Origin of the sequence: Symmachiella dynata, assembly GCF_007747995.1 — a bacterium.
Lineage (GTDB): Bacteria > Planctomycetota > Planctomycetia > Planctomycetales > Planctomycetaceae > Symmachiella > Symmachiella dynata.
In genome coordinates this window covers 2231567-2249294 of the sequence record NZ_CP036276.1, presented here as the reverse complement: position 1 = coordinate 2249294, position 17728 = coordinate 2231567, and the positions used below count along the sequence as shown (strand labels likewise).

Annotated in this window: 15 protein-coding genes; 8 read left to right on the top strand and 7 right to left on the bottom strand. The window is 56.0% G+C overall.

Annotation, left to right across the window (positions count from 1 at the left end):
* The first annotated feature begins 24 nt into the window (after window positions 1-24).
* The 5 genes from Mal52_RS08670 (at window position 25) to Mal52_RS08650 (ending at window position 6729) form a co-directional block, all read left to right on the top strand.
* On the top strand, window positions 25-1029 hold the full coding sequence (locus tag Mal52_RS08670) for an ABC transporter ATP-binding protein (protein ID WP_145375472.1): 1005 nt from the start codon (window positions 25-27) through the stop codon (window positions 1027-1029).
* 63 nt (window positions 1030-1092) lie between these two features.
* Window positions 1093-2715, top strand: coding sequence for an ABC transporter permease (locus Mal52_RS08665; protein ID WP_145375471.1), 1623 nt, complete (start codon window positions 1093-1095; stop codon window positions 2713-2715).
* A gap of 40 nt (window positions 2716-2755) precedes the next feature.
* Window positions 2756-3610: a DUF58 domain-containing protein gene (locus Mal52_RS08660; protein WP_197534758.1), complete on the top strand. Its 855-nt coding sequence runs from the start codon at window positions 2756-2758 to the stop codon at window positions 3608-3610.
* Window positions 3611-3851: 241 nt separating this feature from the next.
* Window positions 3852-5114 carry a rhomboid family intramembrane serine protease gene (locus tag Mal52_RS08655; RefSeq protein ID WP_145375469.1) on the top strand — a complete coding sequence of 421 codons (1263 nt, stop codon included), beginning with the start codon at window positions 3852-3854 and terminating at the stop codon, window positions 5112-5114.
* A gap of 46 nt (window positions 5115-5160) precedes the next feature.
* The gene (locus tag Mal52_RS08650; RefSeq protein WP_145375468.1) at window positions 5161-6729 is read left to right on the top strand and encodes a hypothetical protein; all 1569 of its coding nucleotides are present in this window, start codon (window positions 5161-5163) and stop codon (window positions 6727-6729) included.
* Between the two features lie 223 nt (window positions 6730-6952).
* On the opposite strand, the gene Mal52_RS08645 is transcribed toward Mal52_RS08650, so the two are convergent.
* Window positions 6953-7390, bottom strand: coding sequence for a hypothetical protein (locus Mal52_RS08645; RefSeq protein ID WP_145375467.1), 438 nt, complete (start codon window positions 7388-7390; stop codon window positions 6953-6955).
* A gap of 396 nt (window positions 7391-7786) precedes the next feature.
* On the opposite strand from Mal52_RS08645, the gene Mal52_RS08640 reads away from it, so the two are divergent.
* The 3 genes from Mal52_RS08640 (at window position 7787) to Mal52_RS08630 (ending at window position 10679) form a co-directional block, all read left to right on the top strand.
* Window positions 7787-8530: a sugar phosphate isomerase/epimerase family protein gene (locus Mal52_RS08640; RefSeq protein WP_145375466.1), complete on the top strand. Its 744-nt coding sequence runs from the start codon at window positions 7787-7789 to the stop codon at window positions 8528-8530.
* 102 nt (window positions 8531-8632) lie between these two features.
* Window positions 8633-10054, top strand: a complete 1422-nt coding sequence (locus Mal52_RS08635) for a sulfatase family protein (protein WP_145375465.1) — start codon at window positions 8633-8635, stop codon at window positions 10052-10054.
* A gap of 76 nt (window positions 10055-10130) precedes the next feature.
* The gene (locus Mal52_RS08630; protein ID WP_145375464.1) at window positions 10131-10679 is read left to right on the top strand and encodes a Uma2 family endonuclease; all 549 of its coding nucleotides are present in this window, start codon (window positions 10131-10133) and stop codon (window positions 10677-10679) included.
* 30 nt (window positions 10680-10709) lie between these two features.
* Here the strand turns inward: Mal52_RS08630 and Mal52_RS08625 are convergent, their stop codons facing one another.
* From Mal52_RS08625 to Mal52_RS08600, 6 genes are all read right to left on the bottom strand, one after another.
* Entirely contained in the window at window positions 10710-11057 is a 348-nt protein-coding gene (locus Mal52_RS08625) for a hypothetical protein (RefSeq protein WP_145375463.1), read from the bottom strand.
* 65 nt (window positions 11058-11122) lie between these two features.
* Window positions 11123-12652: a sugar ABC transporter ATP-binding protein gene (locus Mal52_RS08620; protein ID WP_231962563.1), complete on the bottom strand. Its 1530-nt coding sequence runs from the start codon at window positions 12650-12652 to the stop codon at window positions 11123-11125.
* A 192-nt stretch (window positions 12653-12844) separates the two neighbouring features.
* Window positions 12845-14080, bottom strand: coding sequence for an ABC transporter permease (locus Mal52_RS08615; protein WP_145375462.1), 1236 nt, complete (start codon window positions 14078-14080; stop codon window positions 12845-12847).
* A 54-nt stretch (window positions 14081-14134) separates the two neighbouring features.
* Window positions 14135-15217, bottom strand: a complete 1083-nt coding sequence (locus tag Mal52_RS08610; protein ID WP_145375461.1) for a substrate-binding domain-containing protein — start codon at window positions 15215-15217, stop codon at window positions 14135-14137.
* 218 nt (window positions 15218-15435) lie between these two features.
* Complete coding sequence (locus Mal52_RS08605) at window positions 15436-16347, bottom strand: acyltransferase family protein (RefSeq protein ID WP_197534757.1); 912 nt, start codon at window positions 16345-16347, stop codon at window positions 15436-15438.
* 448 nt (window positions 16348-16795) lie between these two features.
* Window positions 16796-17644: a DUF6159 family protein gene (locus Mal52_RS08600; protein WP_145375459.1), complete on the bottom strand. Its 849-nt coding sequence runs from the start codon at window positions 17642-17644 to the stop codon at window positions 16796-16798.
* Between the last annotated feature and the right edge of the window lie 84 nt (window positions 17645-17728).

Below are 17728 nucleotides of genomic sequence, written 5' to 3'. Positions count from 1 at the left end.
AGATTCGCTCTGCTCAATATTTTTATGAACGAACCATCCACTCAAACCGCAACATTAGAACCGCCACCGTCCACGGGAACGCCGACGATTGAAATACATCATCTGCATCGGTTTTTTGGAAACCTGAAGGCGGTCAATGATGTCTCCTTTCAGGTGCATGCGGGTGAGGTGATGGGCTTCATCGGCCCCAACGGTGCGGGCAAAACGACCACCATGCGTATTCTGGCCACGCTGGACGTCCCCACCGCCGGCGACGCCTTTGTGGGAGGCTACTCGGTTGTCGACAAACCGGATGAAGTCCGCCGCATTCTGGGATTCATGCCTGACAGTTTCGGCAAATACCAAAACGTCAACGTGCTGGAGTACCTCGACTTTTTCGCCCGCGCCTATGGGTTCCGCGGCGCCGCCCGCAGGGATGCCATCGAACGGGTACTGGTCTTCACCGAATTACGCAAACTCGCCGAAAAACCCATCGATACGCTCAGTAAAGGTATGTCACAACGTCTCGGTTTAGGCCGCACATTGATCCACGATCCGCAGGTGCTGGTCCTGGACGAACCGGCAGCCGGGTTGGATCCCCGCGCTCGCGTCGAACTGCGAGAACTGATTCTCCTACTGGCGACCGAATTGAACAAAACGGTGTTGATCAGTTCCCACATCCTCACCGAACTTTCTGAAATCTGCCACTCCGCGGCAATCGTCGAAGCCGGACAAATTCTCGCCAGCGGTTCCCGTGACGCCATCATGCAAGGACATCGTCGGACCGGCCCGGATGAATCGGTGGAATTAGAAGTCAGCGTCGTCGGCGAGGTCAATAAGTTGCAGCGCTGGTTGCTGGAACAACCGCACGTCGGTGCGGTCCGCATTGCCGATAAAAACGCCCGCTTTGAATTCACCGGCAATGAACAGCAACAGGCGAATCTTCTCAAAGCGATGATCGCAGGCGGCATTGAGGTCGTCTCGTTCCAAGGCCGCGCCCATTCGCTCGAAGACGTCTTCATGGCCGTCACCAAAGGCATCACACAGTAATTTCGTTTGTCACACACCAGATGCCCGCGGCTGAGCCGTGGGCCAAGGAAATTCGTAACCACCATGGCCTCTCAACCTGATACAATAAGCCGCTGGGCCGAACAGGTGAGTGATCGTCTCAACCCGATCCTCGTCAAGGAGACGCGCCAAGCGCTCAAAAGCAAACAGTTTCTGGCCACCTTCGCAATCATGCTGTTTGGTGGCTGGTTGATATCGGCGTTCGTGCTCATGGCGCTCGTCGGCGGCAACGACGACAGCCCGTATGGCAAAAACGTCTTCCCCTTCTATTTCGGACTGTTAGCGTTCACGGTGATGCTCGTCGTCCCTTTCGGCGCCTTTCGCAGTCTGCTGGCCGAACGGGACCTCAACACCTACGAACTGCTCAACATCACCACGTTGTCCCCGCAACAAATTGTGTGGGGTAAATGGCTCAGCGCGCAGGTGCAAACGTTTATTTATTTCTCCGCCATCAGCCCGTTTGTCGCCTTCAGCTATCTGCTTCGTGGCGTGGATTTTCCCACATTGATATTCGTGCTGATCTTGGCGATGTTCGCCTCGATGATGTTGTCGCTCCTGTCGCTCACCTTCAGCACGTTCGCTCGTCAACGGCAAGCACAAGTCGTGCTCTCCCTGGTCCTGTTGGGACAACTCGTCTGGGTGATGGGCGCGGGGATTTCATTAGGGACATATTTTGTTGCCGAAGAAATCATCGATTTCAGCGAACCAGAAATTTATTGGAGCGGTTTGGTCATCGCCAGCTATTACATCGGGACTTTCGTACTCTGCCTGCAGATCGCCCGCGCGCAACTGACTTTCGAATCAGACAATCGCAGTACTGGGATCCGTCTTAGCAGCTCCGCTCTCTACTGGCTGACGCTCGGCTGGCTGGGAGTCGGCTTGTATCAAGCCATCTTCAGTGGTACCCCCCCCGGTGCGACCCTCATGATCGAACCTGTCTATGTGGTCCTCAGTTTCTTGGGGGTCTTTTGGGGGGCTGTTTGTCTGTTTGCCGCCACCGAGACCGATGGGCTTTCACGACGAATACGCAGCCAACTCCCCAAAAGTTTTCTCCTACGATTTCTCGCCGTGCCGTTTCTCCCTGGAGGCGGACGCGGGATGCTGATGGCGGTTTTGCATCTGGCGGCGCTCGTGGGACTGGCATTTGCCGTCGGACAACTCATCCACGACCCCAAATGGGTCCACATATCAAAATTCACCGTCGGGCTGAGTTGCTACATCGTCTTTTACGCCGGAATGTCCGCCGCGTTGGGGCGCTGGTTACGCAAAGCGACACCCTTATTTCGCCCCGCTCAGACACGAGCGTTTGCCATCGTGATGTTTGCACTCAGTTGGCTGGCGCCGAACATTGCCAACATCTTCCGCAATTCTCGCAGCGTCGCGAATCCCCTGTTTTATTTGTCTGACCCCATCAATACGTTGGAGACCCTAGACAACAATCTCGCCTGGGCTGACGAAGTTATGACAGCCCTGCTGGTCATGGGGGGAGTCGCACTGCTGCTCAACGTGCACACCATGTGGCGCGGCTTCACCGAAGTCGTCTTCCTTCGCGAACCCACTGCGGACGAAACGGCCCTGTTCCCACAATCTCAATTGGCCAACGCCCCAACAGCCACCGCGGGAATGTTGGACACAGCAGCCACCCCGGAACCGTCGACCAGCAGTTAACTAACGGTCGCTATCAATCATCGACAAGGATTACGATTTCGTGAGAAATGATCCGGACGTCCAACGTGTCGTCGACACCTTCCAACTCGGACTGCCCCGCACTCCCGTCGCCGGGCGGTCGGGCGAGTTGTTGGGTCGCGGTACGGGAAGTTCGTTGGAGTTTCAGGAATTTCGCGAATACATCCCCGGCGACGATATCCGCCATGTCGATTGGTCCGCTTATGCCCGCAGCGACACCTTGATGGTCCGCCTGTACCGCGAAGAAATCAGCCCGCAAACACAAATCCTCATTGATGGCAGCGCCTCGATGCGCACGGGTGGAACTGCTAAGCCGCTGGTTGCCAAACAATTGGCAGCGATGTTCGCCCTACTCTGCGGGCGACTGGGAGGCCGCGCGGGGGTGGTCACCCTCACCGATCAAGTCGCCACACGCACCGGACTTGAGGGACTGGATATTATCCAGCGGTTGCCGTTTGATTCCCGCGCGACGATGGTCGATTTACTAGAAAGTAATCAAGTCCCCCTTCCCCGCCAGTCGGTCCGCATCGTGATCAGCGATTTTCTGTTTCCCCACGACCCCGCGGCGCTCATCCGCCGCTTGGCCACCGGCGCCAGCGCGTTGTGGGTCCTGCAACTATTGAACGCCTGGGAAGCCAACCCGACCACCAGTGGAGGCCGCCGTTTGGTCGACATCGAATCGGCGGCCGAAACCGATCTCATTCTGGATCGCAAAACAATCGCCGGTTATCAAAAACGGTTGCAGCAACTCCAGGCCGAATTGGCCCGAAATTGTCGCCGCGTCCAGGCGACGTTTGTCCCACTGATTGCCGATAAGGGGCTGCAAACGCTCTGCCGCGAGGACCTGTGCGCTGCCGAAGTCCTCCGCATCGCCTAAGCGATAGGTCTTCAATTTGGGAAAGCGATGCGAGCCCGTGGCAACTCAATCCAGGCGGCTGAAGCCGCCCGGCTCAGCAGGAGCTTCGCCCTCCCGCGGCGCTGACTTCCTGCTGCATCGCTTAAGTTTCAGCTGTCCCTCTTCCCTGAATTCTCCATACGGCATATGATGCGCTCCAGCAGCTCGCGCAACGTGATTCGCGCGATAGCGGCTTGAGCAACTCTTATTTTTGGCGCGTTATATGTGGACCACCGTCCGACAAATTTTTCGAGCAGCCCCAGTCACAGCGAGCATCATCTTCATTTGCTCGGGACTGCTGGCATGGATTTTTTATCTCGTATTGTTCGAAGACGACAATTACCGTGTCGCGCAAGAACAACTAGGCGTTCCGCTGAAATTTGTGATGCCGGGAGGCCAAAACGGCACACCTGATGTCGAAATCGGGCTGATCAAACTTTGGGACGGCGAGTGGTGGCGCGTCATCATTGCCGGATTACACCATGGCGGCAGCATGACCAGCGGACTGATCCATCTGGTACTCAACTGCCTCGGCCTGTGGTATTTGGGACAACTCGTGGAATATCGCATCGGCAGCCTGCGCATGGCCTTGCTGTTCACCACGTCGTTGGTCGTTTCTATGCTGCCGGAATTCCTCGTCGGATCGGCAGCGGTGGGAATGTCCGGGGCGATCTGTGCGCTGTTCGGTTATCTGTTGGTCCTACGTCACCACGACAGATACATCTTGGAAATGTTGCCCGACCAAGTGGTCCGCATCATGTTGATTTGGTTAGTCGCCTGCATCCCGGCCACTTACTTCGATATTCTGCCGGTCGCCAATTTAGCGCACTTTTCCGGTTTGGCATACGGGTATCTGGCCGCCCGCGTCGCCTATGCGCAAACCCCTTGGCGGGTCCCAGCCCGCGCCGGTTTTTTGGCCGCGCATTTACTCATTCCCATCGGACTGTATGCCGTGGTCCACCCCGTTTGGAATGCCGGCTATCATTGGCATCTGGGGACCAGCAATTTACTTTCGCGGCAAGACCGCATCATGCACCTCCGCCAAGCGGTCGCCATCAACCCCCAACTCGATCCCGCTTGGGTGGAATTGTCTACGCAATACTTTAGAAGCGGAAATCAGCACGATGCTTGGACTGCGATCCTGCAAGGCGTCCATAACAATCCCTCAAGCACAGCCGCAATTCGCAAAGCCGCCTTTATGGGCCAGCTCTTCCAGACACCGGAAACCCGGAAACTGGCCCGTAAAATCTTAGACGATGTGTTTGAAGACGAGGCCCCCGCCTGGGCTGAACGGCTATTGGCCCAAGCTCCCGGCTCACAGCGCTTTCGCTTCACCCTTCCCACTGATCCTCAGCAGAAATACGAGATCGGCAAGCCGGTAACACTCCCCGTGCCTGCCCCAATCGAACCCAATCCCCAAAACGAACCGTTGGCGCCTCCCAATCCCGACGATCCCGATAGCGCTGCGGTGGGAACCGCTACTTAGCCGTGTCAAAGACAGCAACCTGCGCACGTTTCGCACAACCTCTCCTATGAACCGATCGCCCAGCGAAACCGACCCCGCTCCCCGATCGGCGACACCGCTGCGGTCAACCGCCCGCTGGCAAAGTATCTGGGGTGGCACAGTCCTATTCACCGTGGCGCTGAGCGTGATATTTGTGCTGCTGTCGCACGTCCCGCTGTGGCATACCGATCTGTGGGGGCATCTGCAATATGGTGAGATCCTCTGCACCGAAAAAACGATTCCCGCGACCGAACCGATCATGCCGCTGGCAGCGAACGTCCCCTTTGTCGATTCTGCTTGGCTCTCCCAAGTGATCGCCTATCAGGTCTTCGAATTTGCCGGCCTAGCCGGACTGCAATGCCTGTACGCCGCTTGTATCACCGCCTGTTGTGCATTGCTGCTATGGATCAGTCGGCGACATGGTCGCGGCCTGATAATCAGTTTGGCGGCGGCAGCTGTTTGGCTCGCACTGGAGTGGCAACAGTTGCCCGTCATCCGCCCACAACTGGCCGGCGCTGTTTGTTTTTTAGCGTTACTCGCCTGCCTGTCACGGCGCCACTACGGCGAGTCAATGTATGCGATTGTTACGGGCTTGATGCTGTTGTGGACCAACTTACACGGGTCTTTCATCATGGGCCTGGGATTGCTGTCCTGTTTCACGCTAGGACGAGCCATTGACGTTGTTCGTCGCAGCAAACGACTGACCGCCATCGCGCACGACACCAAGACGCGACAATTGTTGGTACTCACGTTGTGCGGTGGATTGGCGGTCTTCGTGAATCCCTACGGCCCACAACTTTACATCCACGTGTTGACCTTCGCGCGCAACCCGAATCTTAGTGACCTGACCGAATGGAAGTTGCTATCCGTCACGTCCCAACAAGGACAAATTTTCGCAGTCGCTGTGATCGTCTTGATTCCGATGATGTATTTCTCGCCCCGCCGCACAACAGCTGCGGAAATCCTATTGCTCGGCGGACTGGGAGTCGCCACGGTATGGACGTCACGGATGATCGTCTGGTTCGCCCCGATTGCCGCCTACGTCTTTGTCCTGCATGGCGGCGCACTCTGGAACCGCTATGTGCGCAGCCCGCGCCCCCGACCTCTCAGAACAGTTCGGCAATACTGGGCAAGGGCAACTTTCGTCGTAGTGGCGATCGTGATAGCAGGGACGTTCAGCCCGCTCGGTCGCCTGATTTGGTCCGGACGACCGGTCGATTTCAGCGCAGCGGTCTCGTCGCAAACGCCCGTCGCAGCTGCTGAGTTTTTGTTAGAGCGGCAACCGGCGGGGCAGATGTTTAACACGTACGAATGGGGCGATTATCTTTCCTGGGTCGGCCGCCAACATGCGCAGCGCTGGCCCATCTTCGTCGCCTCGCACGCGCATTTAGTTCCCCGGCAAGTCTGGGTTGACTACATGACCTTGATCAGCGCACCAGCGGACTGGGAACAACGGCTAGAACAATACGACGTTCAGACAGTTGTCATCGACAAAAGATACCGCAGCGCATTGATCACGCGACTTCGCACCAGCGACCACTGGGCACTGGTCTTTGAAGATGAAATCGCCACCATCTTCATTCGCAATCCCACGTAACCACGAATAGACGAACCGAACACGAAAACAAAAAGCCACCGCCGCCCCCAATGGGACAGCGGTGGCTAACGTATCGTCTGGCTTCTTTGTGACCGTCGACGTTTCCGTCATTCCGGTGCCACGCGAGGAACAGGGCAATCATTGCCGCCGTTATCCGCGAAACCCATTGTTTCACAGACATTCATCCTTGAATGGTTCCTCGCGAGTTGATTAAATCGGCAAATCAGTCGCCGCAATAGAAGAAGCAGTCAGGACCTTTGGTCGCGTAGTAGGGATATTGAACCATCATCGGCATCCCTGTTCCGACATTGCATTGCGGAACCATGCTGGAGTTGTAGTGATGGACGTTCGAGCCGGCCCATTTGTCCGGGAATCGGCACAAACCGCGCATCCGTCCGCCCATGCAACCACCCCGGCAATCGCCGTAGCAATCGTCTCCGCACATGCCGCCGTAACAGCTTCCGTCCTGGCATCCGCCGGGACATCCACCGCCGACATAACCTCCACCGTAGCTTCCGCCGTAGCCGCCATTTTGACAGGATTGGCATTCTCCACACGGCTCTTGGCCGCGGAATACACTACCGGATTCCGTCGTCGCGCAGCCAACACAGACAAACAGTGAAAGCGCTGCAAACATTGTCGATAATGCGTGATTTCGCATTCTAAGAAGCCCTCCGTGATTTCATGTTTTTGACTGGTTATCAAAACCCTCGCATGCGCAGTGTCGAAACGCACGTTGAGTTTCAACATGCACACAACCGGGTTTTTTAACCGGCCTGTGGGTCTCGCAGACGGCCTGTTCTGGGTCGAAACGGGTAGCCGGCCATCCGGTGTGCAAGCTTTATCGGCAGCACATATGTCACAACAGTACCGATCGTTGCCTATTGACCGATCATTGTGACAACACGAACCCATCGACCTTGCAGAATTCCCCTGGTTCCGCTAAATTCACATCCAGCGAAGCCAATGCGTTCCGGCCCTTCCGCATGGCAATTCGCAACGTCTTACAGTGAAATGGATTACGAGATTGAGGCCGGATTTCAAGGGAGTGTCAGGAGTGTTTGTTGCCGCGTCTACCCGCTGTTTTTCGGACCGACCGTTTGAAGATGCCTGCGAACAGCTCGCCGAGCTGCAATACGACAAGGTGGAAATCTGGCTGGATGAAACGCAGGATCATCTCAAGCCTTCCCATGTGATTGCAGATCCCGAGTCGTTTTGCGCGCGTTTCCGCGACGTCACACGCATGACGCCGATCGCCATCAACCTCGAGAACGAAGTCTCACTTGAGGACTTCCAAGCCCTGGTTCGAGTGGCGCAGCTTTTCCGATTAACACAAATCACGATCCCCGCTTCGCCGTTGGGAACACCCTTCAACGCCGAAATCGATCGCCTCCGCGCGCATCACCGCATTGCCAGCGCCGATGGCGTGCATGTTTCCATCAAAACCAAAACCGGCCAATTGACCGAAGATCCGCACACGGCCGTCGAATTGTGCCAAGCCACGCCGGGTGTCGGAATCACGCTCGATCCGAGCTATTACATCTGCGGCCCGGTGCCCAATCAGTCGTACGACCAAGTCTTTCCATACGTGTTCCACACGCATCTGCGCGACACACTCCCGGACAATCTGCAAGTCCGCATTGGCTTGGGTGAGATCGACTACAGCCGCATCATCAGCCAACTCCAACGCAACAATTACAACCTGGCCCTGTCGGTGGAAATTCTTCCCGAGCGATTGGGCGACATCGACCGCGCCGTTGAAATGCGGAAGATGCGTTTGCTGTTGGAAAGTCTGCTGTAATTTCGATCGCGGCAGTCGATTGCTTTGCGGTGCGCGGGAAATTGCTCATAATGGGAATCGTATACACAACGACACCCATTCCCGCGCCCCAAAGGTTTTGCCATGCTTCGACATCCCGCATTGCTGAGCGGTTTCTGTGCCCTCACCGTTTTGTTCACAACGGCCGTATGCGCCCGCGCTGAAGAGGCTCAGCGACCGCCGAATGTGGTCATCATCTTCACCGACGACCAAGGCTATGCCGATGTTGGTTGCTTCGGCGCTGAGGGATTTGAAACGCCGCACTTGGATCGCATGGCAGCTGAGGGCATGCGGTTCACGAACTTTTATGTCGCCCAAGCGGTCTGCGGAGCATCGCGGGCCGCACTGCTCACCGGGTGCTATCCCAATCGCATCGGCATGCTCGGCGCCCCCAGCCACCGCACCAAGCACGGCATCCACGATGATGAACTGCTGATCCCCGAATTGCTCAAACAACGCGGCTATGCCACAGCCATCTACGGCAAATGGCATCTCGGCCACCACGAACAATTCCTGCCGCCCAATCACGGCTTCGACGATTACTATGGACTCCCCTACTCCAATGACATGTGGCCCAACCATCCAACGGCTGGCGCTCACTATCCACCGTTGCCGTTAATCGCCGGTACAAAAACGATTGAGCAGAACCCAGACCAAACGCAACTGACAACGGCGTATACCCAACACGCTGTTCAATTCATCGATCAAAACAAAGACCGGCCCTTCTTTCTGTACGTACCCCACTCAATGCCGCATGTGCCGTTGTTTGTATCGGACAAATACAAAGACAAAACAGCGCAAGGCCGGTATGGCGACGTGATTTCTGAGATCGATTGGTCGGTGGGGCAAATTCTAGAAGCGATCAACAAAAACGGCCTGGATGACAATACATTGGTCATCTTCACCTCGGACAACGGACCGTGGCTTTCGTACGGAAATCACGGCGGCTCCGCTGGACCGCTTCGCGAAGGCAAAGGCACCACCTGGGAGGGGGGCGTCCGCGAACCGTGCATCATGCGCTGGCCGGGAAAAATCCCCGCCGGGACCGTCTGCGATGAAGTAGCCGCCACAATCGACATTCTGCCCACGCTGGCCGGTTTGACGAAGACAGAACTCCCCGAGCACCCGATCGACGGCAAAGACATTTGGCCCCTGATGTCGGGCGAGAAGAACGCCAAAACGCCGCACGAAGCCTATTATTACTATTGGGGCAAACACCTGCAGGCAATCCGCAGCGGGCAATGGAAATTGCATTTCCCCCATGAATTCCGCAGCCTGACCGGCACCCCCGGCCAAGACGGACAACCGAACGGTTATACCGTCGGCAAAACGGAAATGGCGCTATACGATCTGGCAAATGACATTGGCGAAACCACCGACGTGAAAGACCAACACCCCGAAGTCGTCGCCCGCCTGAAGAAACTCGCCGACGCCGCCCGCAACGAACTAGGCGATTCGGCCACCAAACAAAAAGGCAGCGGCACCCGCAAGCCCGCTCGGATTTGACCGTCAACACGCGTCGGCAATCTGGTACAATGCAAGTGCAGGAACTTCCCCCGCACGCAAAACAGAAGGTGGTAAAATGGCCACAACCACACCAGTCACAGCTGATGAGTTAATCCGTATCTGCGACGATTCAACGCGCTATGAATTGATCTCGGGAGAACTGCACATGATGTCGCCCGCCGGATGGAGACATGGGGAGTTGGTGTTTCGACTGTCGATGCTGATCGGTGCTTACGTGGAACAGAATCGGCTAGGACGCTGCTTTGGCGCGGAAACTGGATTTCTGATCCAACAAAATCCCGACACGGTCCTCGCCCCCGACATCGCTTTTATTGCTGTCAAAAACCTGCCTGACACGGAACCAGAACAGGCCTATTGGCCCAGTGCGCCCGACTTGGTGGTCGAAGTCCGTTCCCCACAAGATCGCGACGCCGCCGTACAAGAAAAAGCAAACCGCTGGCTTGCAGCGGGTGGACAATTGATTTGGGACGTCGATCCCGCTCAGCAATGCGTAACCGTCTACTGTCCCCAAACAGCACCGCTGGCTGTCCTCCACGAGGAATCGCTCGACGGCGGCACTGTCCTCCCGGGATTTTGTTTACCCTTGGCGGGATTCTTCGAATAACCAATCGAAGTCCCGCAATCAACCGGAAACCTACCGCCGGCGTTCGCCCGGTTTTTCTTTAGTCCGTGGACGCAGCATATAAGCCGCCGCACCCACCGCGATCGCCAACGGTAAAGCCACAATGATCACCCGCTTGGCAAGCACGATCAATACCAAGCCACCGGCGACGATTGGGAGAATTTTTTCCCACACCAGTTGAGCCCCCTTGGCCGGCACCGCGAACCACAAAGCGGTCATCAGGATCCCCACCCGGAAAAACGCTGCGAGCAACGCTTCGCGTTCCGGCGAATAGATCCACACCGCCCCGGCGATTGCCAAGCAAATCGCTGCGAGGATGCCAACTTGTGTCCGGCCAATGTATGTCGTCGAGTCGTTCATGTTGTCTATTATGTCGAATGACTCACCTCAGCGGCAATGCACCTCAGCGAGAATACTCAAGCCCGCTACCGCGTAGCCGCTTCCATCAAATTCTGCTCGGTGGCCTCGTCGCGGGAAAACGTACCGGTCAGACGCCCGTCGCTGAGCACCATGATCCGGTCGCACAGCGTTAATAATTCCGGCAATTCGCTCGATGTTACTATGATCCCCATCCCTTGTCGGCAAAGTTCATCCGCCAACCGGTAAATCTCCGCCTTGGCCCCCACATCAATTCCTCGCGTCGGGTCATCCAACAACAACACCTTAGGCTGCGTCCGCAACCACCGCGCGATGATGCATTTTTGTTGATTCCCCCCACTCAATTCCGTAATCGCCGCCCCGGGACCGGAAGTCCGAATTCCCAACTGCGCAATCGACTCCTCCGCGGCATGCTGTTCCGCGCGGCTGGAAACGAACCCACCGGCGGTTAATTTCTCCATGCTCGACAACGTGATATTCGCTCCCACGTCCACATTCTCAAACAGCCCCAACCGTTTGCGATCCTCCGCCACCAACGCCATGCCCGCCTGCAGTGCTTCGCGGGGATGCGAAAAGTTCACGTTCCGTCCGCACAGAGAAATCTCGCCGTCCGTCTCCCCTTCCGCCATACCGAACAACACTTCCAACAACTCCGTCCGCCCAGCGCCCAACAACCCGGCAATCCCCAGGATCTCACCGGCATGCAACTTAAAACTGATATCAGCTAACCGCCAACGTTTCACTGAACCTGCCACCGCTAAACGCAGATTCTCCACGCGCAGGACTTCTTCACCAATCGCGCGGCCAGCGGCAAATGCCTCGGCATCGATTTCGCGTCCCACCATCAGATGGGTCACAGCGGTCACATTGGTCTCCGCCGGAGCAACGGTCGCAATCCACTGCCCATCACGGAGCACCGTAATGCGGTCCGCCAATTGAAACACTTCTTCCATCTTGTGCGAGATGTACAGGATTGTCACGCCTTGTTGTTTCAAATCGGCGATCACGCGAAACAACCGCTCCGTCTCAACACCGGTCAGCGCCGACGTCGGTTCGTCCATGATCAGAATCCGGTTTTCCAACAGCAGCGCCTTGGCGATTTCGACCAACTGCTGATCCCCCACCCGTAACCGCGCCACCGGCGTGTCGGGTGGAATTTCACATCCCAACGTCCGCAACAACTCCCCCGCCTTGTCGTGCATGGCGCGGTCATCCAGAAATCCCCACCCCGCCAGTAACTCGCGCCCCAAAAAGATATTCGCCGCTACCGACAATTCATCCACCAGATTCAATTCCTGATGAATAATACTCACCCCAGCCGCTTCGGCATCCCGCGTTGAGGCAAACCGCACCGCACACCCGGCGATCCGCAATTCTCCTTGATAATTGCAATTGATCCCCGCCAGGATCTTCATCAACGTCGATTTGCCGGCGCCGTTCTCGCCCACAATCGCATGCGTCTCCCCCGCAGAAATCGCCAACGACACACCATCCAACGCCACAACACCAGGAAACCGCTGCGTCACGCAATCGATCTCAATCACCGGCACGTCGTTGTTAGGATTTTTTTTAGCCACGGATGAACACGGATAAAACACGGATGAATTGGTAAAACAACGTCCCGGGAGGGCGAGGCTCTGCCCGAGCCGCGCGCCACCGGAACATAAAATTTTCTCCGACGATTCCCCAAACAAAGTCCTTCGTAACGATGCGGCTCAGCAGGAGCTTCGCCCTCCCGGGCAGCCGTATTCCTAATATGCAGCCACCATTTAATTCCGCGACCGCATCTCCAAAAACTTTTTGAATGCCAACACCCCCAAGATCACCACCGCCGTGCTGCCGCCGATCACAAGCTTATGGTCACTCGACATCACCGCTGTGATCACGCCACCCAGCAGCGAGAGGATGAAAATATTCACCACGCCCAATCCGCCGGGGAAAAATTGTTTCTTTAAAGCGCCCGCGTCGCGCAATTCGTTGAACGCTACCGCCAACACCACCAATGCACCGACAATCAAACCCTGAAACTCATCGGGATTCGTCTTCACGGTCTTCGCCACGGAGTCGATCACCACCCGCAAAAACAGAGCGCCGAGCATGACGCCGGGGATCGTGCCGATGCCACCGGACAACGAACAACCTCCCACCACGGCTGCGGCAATCGCGTTCAACTCATAGCCCATTCCCTGCGTCGCCGGGTTCGACATGCCGACGTAGCTGCTGTACAAAATCCCCGCGATCGCGGCGGTCACTGTTCCCACGCAATACGCCAGCCACTTCAAGCGATCGGTACGGATCCCGCTCAACTTGGCCGCCTCTTCATTCCCGCCCAGCGCATACAAATGCCGACCGATGACCGTTTTGCTCATCAAAATCCACATCAATCCGCTCAGTACCAGAAAGATCACCAGCGGAATCCACCAGCGGCTCCCCCAACTGCGGAAGGACGCGTCGTTGACATAGATTTGCGTATTGCGGCCTTGCGTTGTAACAGCGGCGGTTACGTCCTGCACCAAGACCCGCGCCAACGACCGCAGACCGACGAGCGAAGCCAATGTCGCGATGAACGGCGGCAGCCCGATCACCGTAATCAACCACGCATGGAAACTGCCGATCAACACCGCCACCAGCAGTGTTCCCACAACGGCTGCGCATAAAATCCCCGCGCCCAAGTCTCGCGTCTGCAGATTGCCGGCATCGTCGACCGGTGCCAGGGCAATCATAATCGAGGTGCAGATCGCCCCACTGAAGGCGATCACCGATCCGCTGGAAAGATCAATCCCTCCCGCGATGATCACCGTAGCAGCGCCTAATGCAAAGATCCCCAGCAGCGACGCTTGCCGCAAGATCTCCGCCGCATTCTGGCTGGGCTTTTGCCTGTAGGAATCGTCCATGCCGGCAGTGATCCCAACGACCACCAATATGGCGAACAGCAACCCCAGCTCATTCCCATACCGCTGCAGCCAGCGCGCGAAATTGCTGGAATTCGAATCATTGCGGGACATGAAAACGCTTCTGTGTGAGAGGTTGGACGGGAGGAGTGACAACACGCCGTTGGTTCATGAACCACTCAACCCATGCTCACGCAACCAGGCGCGAAATTCACTCAGCGTAAGGAATTCTGTGTTGGGGTCGAACATCTCGCGCTTCAGCGACGTCGTCCCATCCGGCACAACAACCTTTAACCCGGTGCGACATAAATCGCCATCTCGGCCCCCGTGGCCAGGCACAATTTCGTCGATCGTTGCCTGATCCTCTTCGACCATCGCCTTGAGTAATTTAACCCCTTGATAGCCCATCTGATATGGATTTTGCACGACCATCACATCCACCATGCCATCGGCCATGGCTTCAATCGCCGGTGGCTCCGCATCAAAGCCCACGATTTTGACTTTGTCGCGGATCCCCAGTTCCTTCACGATATCGACAATCGCCGGCGTGTTGTAGGACCAGATGCCGACCAACAGATTCAAATTCGGATTGCGGTCCAGCGCATCACGCACGTTCTTTCTAGCCGTATCCGCGCTGCCGCCATCTCCCATGTTTTCCTTCGAGATCATCGAAGTGCCAAGGCCGTCCGCAACTCCGTCGATACGCTCGATCGCATTCGCGGCCCCCTTTAGGCCCACGAACGTCGCATACTCACCACCATTGGGCAAAAGGCCCTGGGCGGCCACTCCCAATTCGCGGCCTCCCTGCACATTGTCGGTTCCCAAATAAGCAAAGCGAGCATCGCGGGCGGTTTCGCGATCGACATCGGAATCGATTGTGACCACCTGAATGCCGCTTTCGCGCAAGTGGCGCAATTCATCTGCGATCGCTGCGTTTTCTGCGTCGGTCACGGAAATTCCCACAGCAGCCACGTCGGTCGAATTTGCGTACTGTTTGAGTTTGTTGATCTGCCCTTCCACTTCGTAGTCGTTGCGGTCGACCATGACGGTCAGACCCGCCTCTTCGACCTTCAACTCCGCTGCCGCATCACGCGCGCCCGTAGCAGCCGCATCCCAGTAGGGGGAGTTGCCGTTCGTCAATATGATAATCCGTTTGGCCACCGGTTCGGGAACTTCAGCAGTTCCACATCCCGTCAAGAAAACCGCCAAACCGAGCAACAAACACTCGCCAATCGTCGAACGAACACGCATAGGAACAAGGCCTCAATCAAGTAAAACTTCGCAACGCCACCCAGGTATTCGAGCGGCCGAGATATATCAAACACCCCAGAATACGCCGCACCTACAGTTGCGTCAACGACATGGCAGTCTCCACCAGGAGCACTGATTCATTTTACTGACCACGAAGTGCAAATCAGTGCAGGGAATATCCAACCAATGCCTACGCTTAAGCCGTTGCAGGAAGTTTCTTATGAACTCGTGACCACATCACGGTCCTGAATTCTACGTATCGGCACGCCAAAGCAAAGAAAATTGCTCAGCGGCCAATACGATAGCACTGCGGATGTGACCAAGGCTCCCAAAAATCCAATTATCGAGAACACATACCAGGCAGCCCCAGGATAGAATTTGTAAACCACAAGGAAGAAAAATGGGTGTAGCAAATAGATGCCCATACTCAACCCGGCAAGCCACCGCAGTCGCGGTAAATCCTTCTGCTTCCAAGGTAACGCCAACAGGACCGCAATGCCGCCGATGAAATGTGAAACTTCTCCAACAACAATCCAGCTGAAAAGACAAAGCAGCACAACCACCGCCACTGCGATTCCATGGGCACGCGCCGTCATTGATTCAGCAAGCCCAATCCCTAACCCCAAAAAAATGAGCGGAAACGAGTAAAGCCATTGCCCGAATGGAGCAACAAAGTTTCCGCCGGGAATGAACAGCATCGCCTGAGAAAGCAGTACGCATGGGATCAGTAACGCAAACTGCGCCCCAACGCTCAGTCGAGCTGTCGCTCGTAGATAGCAACTGCAAATGACGGATCCCAATAACGCAAAGGGGAGGAACCAAAGATGAATTGTGGGGCCAATCAGTAACGAATTGAGCTGAAAATGAATCGGTGGTCCGCTGGCAAGCCGCACCACTCCATAGAATAGGCACCACACAAGCCAGGGAACGAGCAATCGCGTTGCCCTCTTTTTTAAGTCCAGAGGCTTGGCACGATTTTCACCTGGAAAAAACGAAAGCAAAAGGATGAAATACGCAAGCCCACTAATTGTCAGCGTCTTCATCGGCGCCTGTGGAGTATGAAAAACCACGATCGCCACCGATGCAAGCAATCGAGCAACATCTACATTCGGACGATATGCCGTTTTCATTATGCGCGATCCAGGAACGCGCGCTGATGACATGCAGGCGAGTCCTTCTAGTGGAATGTCTATTTTTAAATGTCAGCCAGAGAAATCTTTTGCAAACGCCTTAGCCAAAATCGTAGTCGCCACAGATAGAGACGGTTCTCGAGCGTTTTTAGCGGAATCGGTGCCTCTGCATTGTGGCGCGGAACGATCAAGCCGCTAGTGAGTCACCTGCCATTACAACAGTGTACTTCTCCCCACCACCCACTGGAAACTCATGGAGCCATTGAGTTTTTTTCTGCTTGTTTTGCGTTCTGGCATGCGAAGGCGAGGATTGCACTGCTTGCAATGCCATACCCTATCCAACCAGTCAAAACAGCCACACTTAAGGCAACTGCCACACAGCCAGTGTTATTCCCGCCCACCAACTCGCTGTGAGACTTGACAGAACCCGAGCAGAATCCGTTACCCGTTATTTGCGGGCAAACGAACCGGAAAGCATGCCGGCGTCAAAGTATTGCGGCACGGTGCCGTCGGCGGCATACAGATACAGCGCCGCCAAGACTATCGAATCCAGCGTCGTCGAAATCAACGAAACCAACAGCAAGGACAACACCCCGATCCCAATCACGACTCCGCCCACCACGGCGCCGGCAGAGCTGATCAGATAGGCCCCCAGCGCAATGACGGCAAAGCAAGGCAGACAACACAGAAACGTGATGATGCCAATCCCAAAATTCGCCGAGAGCGCCTCGCCCCATGTTTTACGAATGATCGACGCGGACCGTTTAAACGCCGTCATTGGATCGGCCTTTTCCACCACCAACACCGGGACCACAAAAAACGTCGTGATCGACCACGCCATCCCAATCAAGCCGGTCACGATTTGCCCGACGCGTTCCGATTTCGATTCGATCACCTTGAGGATCATCCCCACCGAAGCGGCCACCAACGCCCAGCCCAAGATCTGCGGCAACCGGCGCGAAGCCGCCCCCAGCCCGTCGGACAACGTCGGATTCTGCCCCTGAAACCGCAGCACCGCACAGGCAACGAGTGCGGAGTTGAAAAAAATGATCACAAAATAGTTCACGAAATAAAACGCGAACATGATGACATAGGCCAGCGGATTTTGCGGCGCCTGTTGGTCATCCATCACGACTTGAAAGTATTCGGTATTCCACAACGGCACCGCAAAACTGGCCAGCACCAGCAAACAGCAAAACCCGCTAATCAGGGGAAACAGCATCAATTCCTTATCCAACCTCAACACATTCAGGCTGGCCTTGGCAAGCTCCCAACCATTGGCAATACGTGCAAACATGAGCGGTTCCTTGTGATGAGCGGGTGTAGAATTGAAGGAAATGCCGGAAAAAAGACATCGACCTGTCGGAAGTATGCCACACTA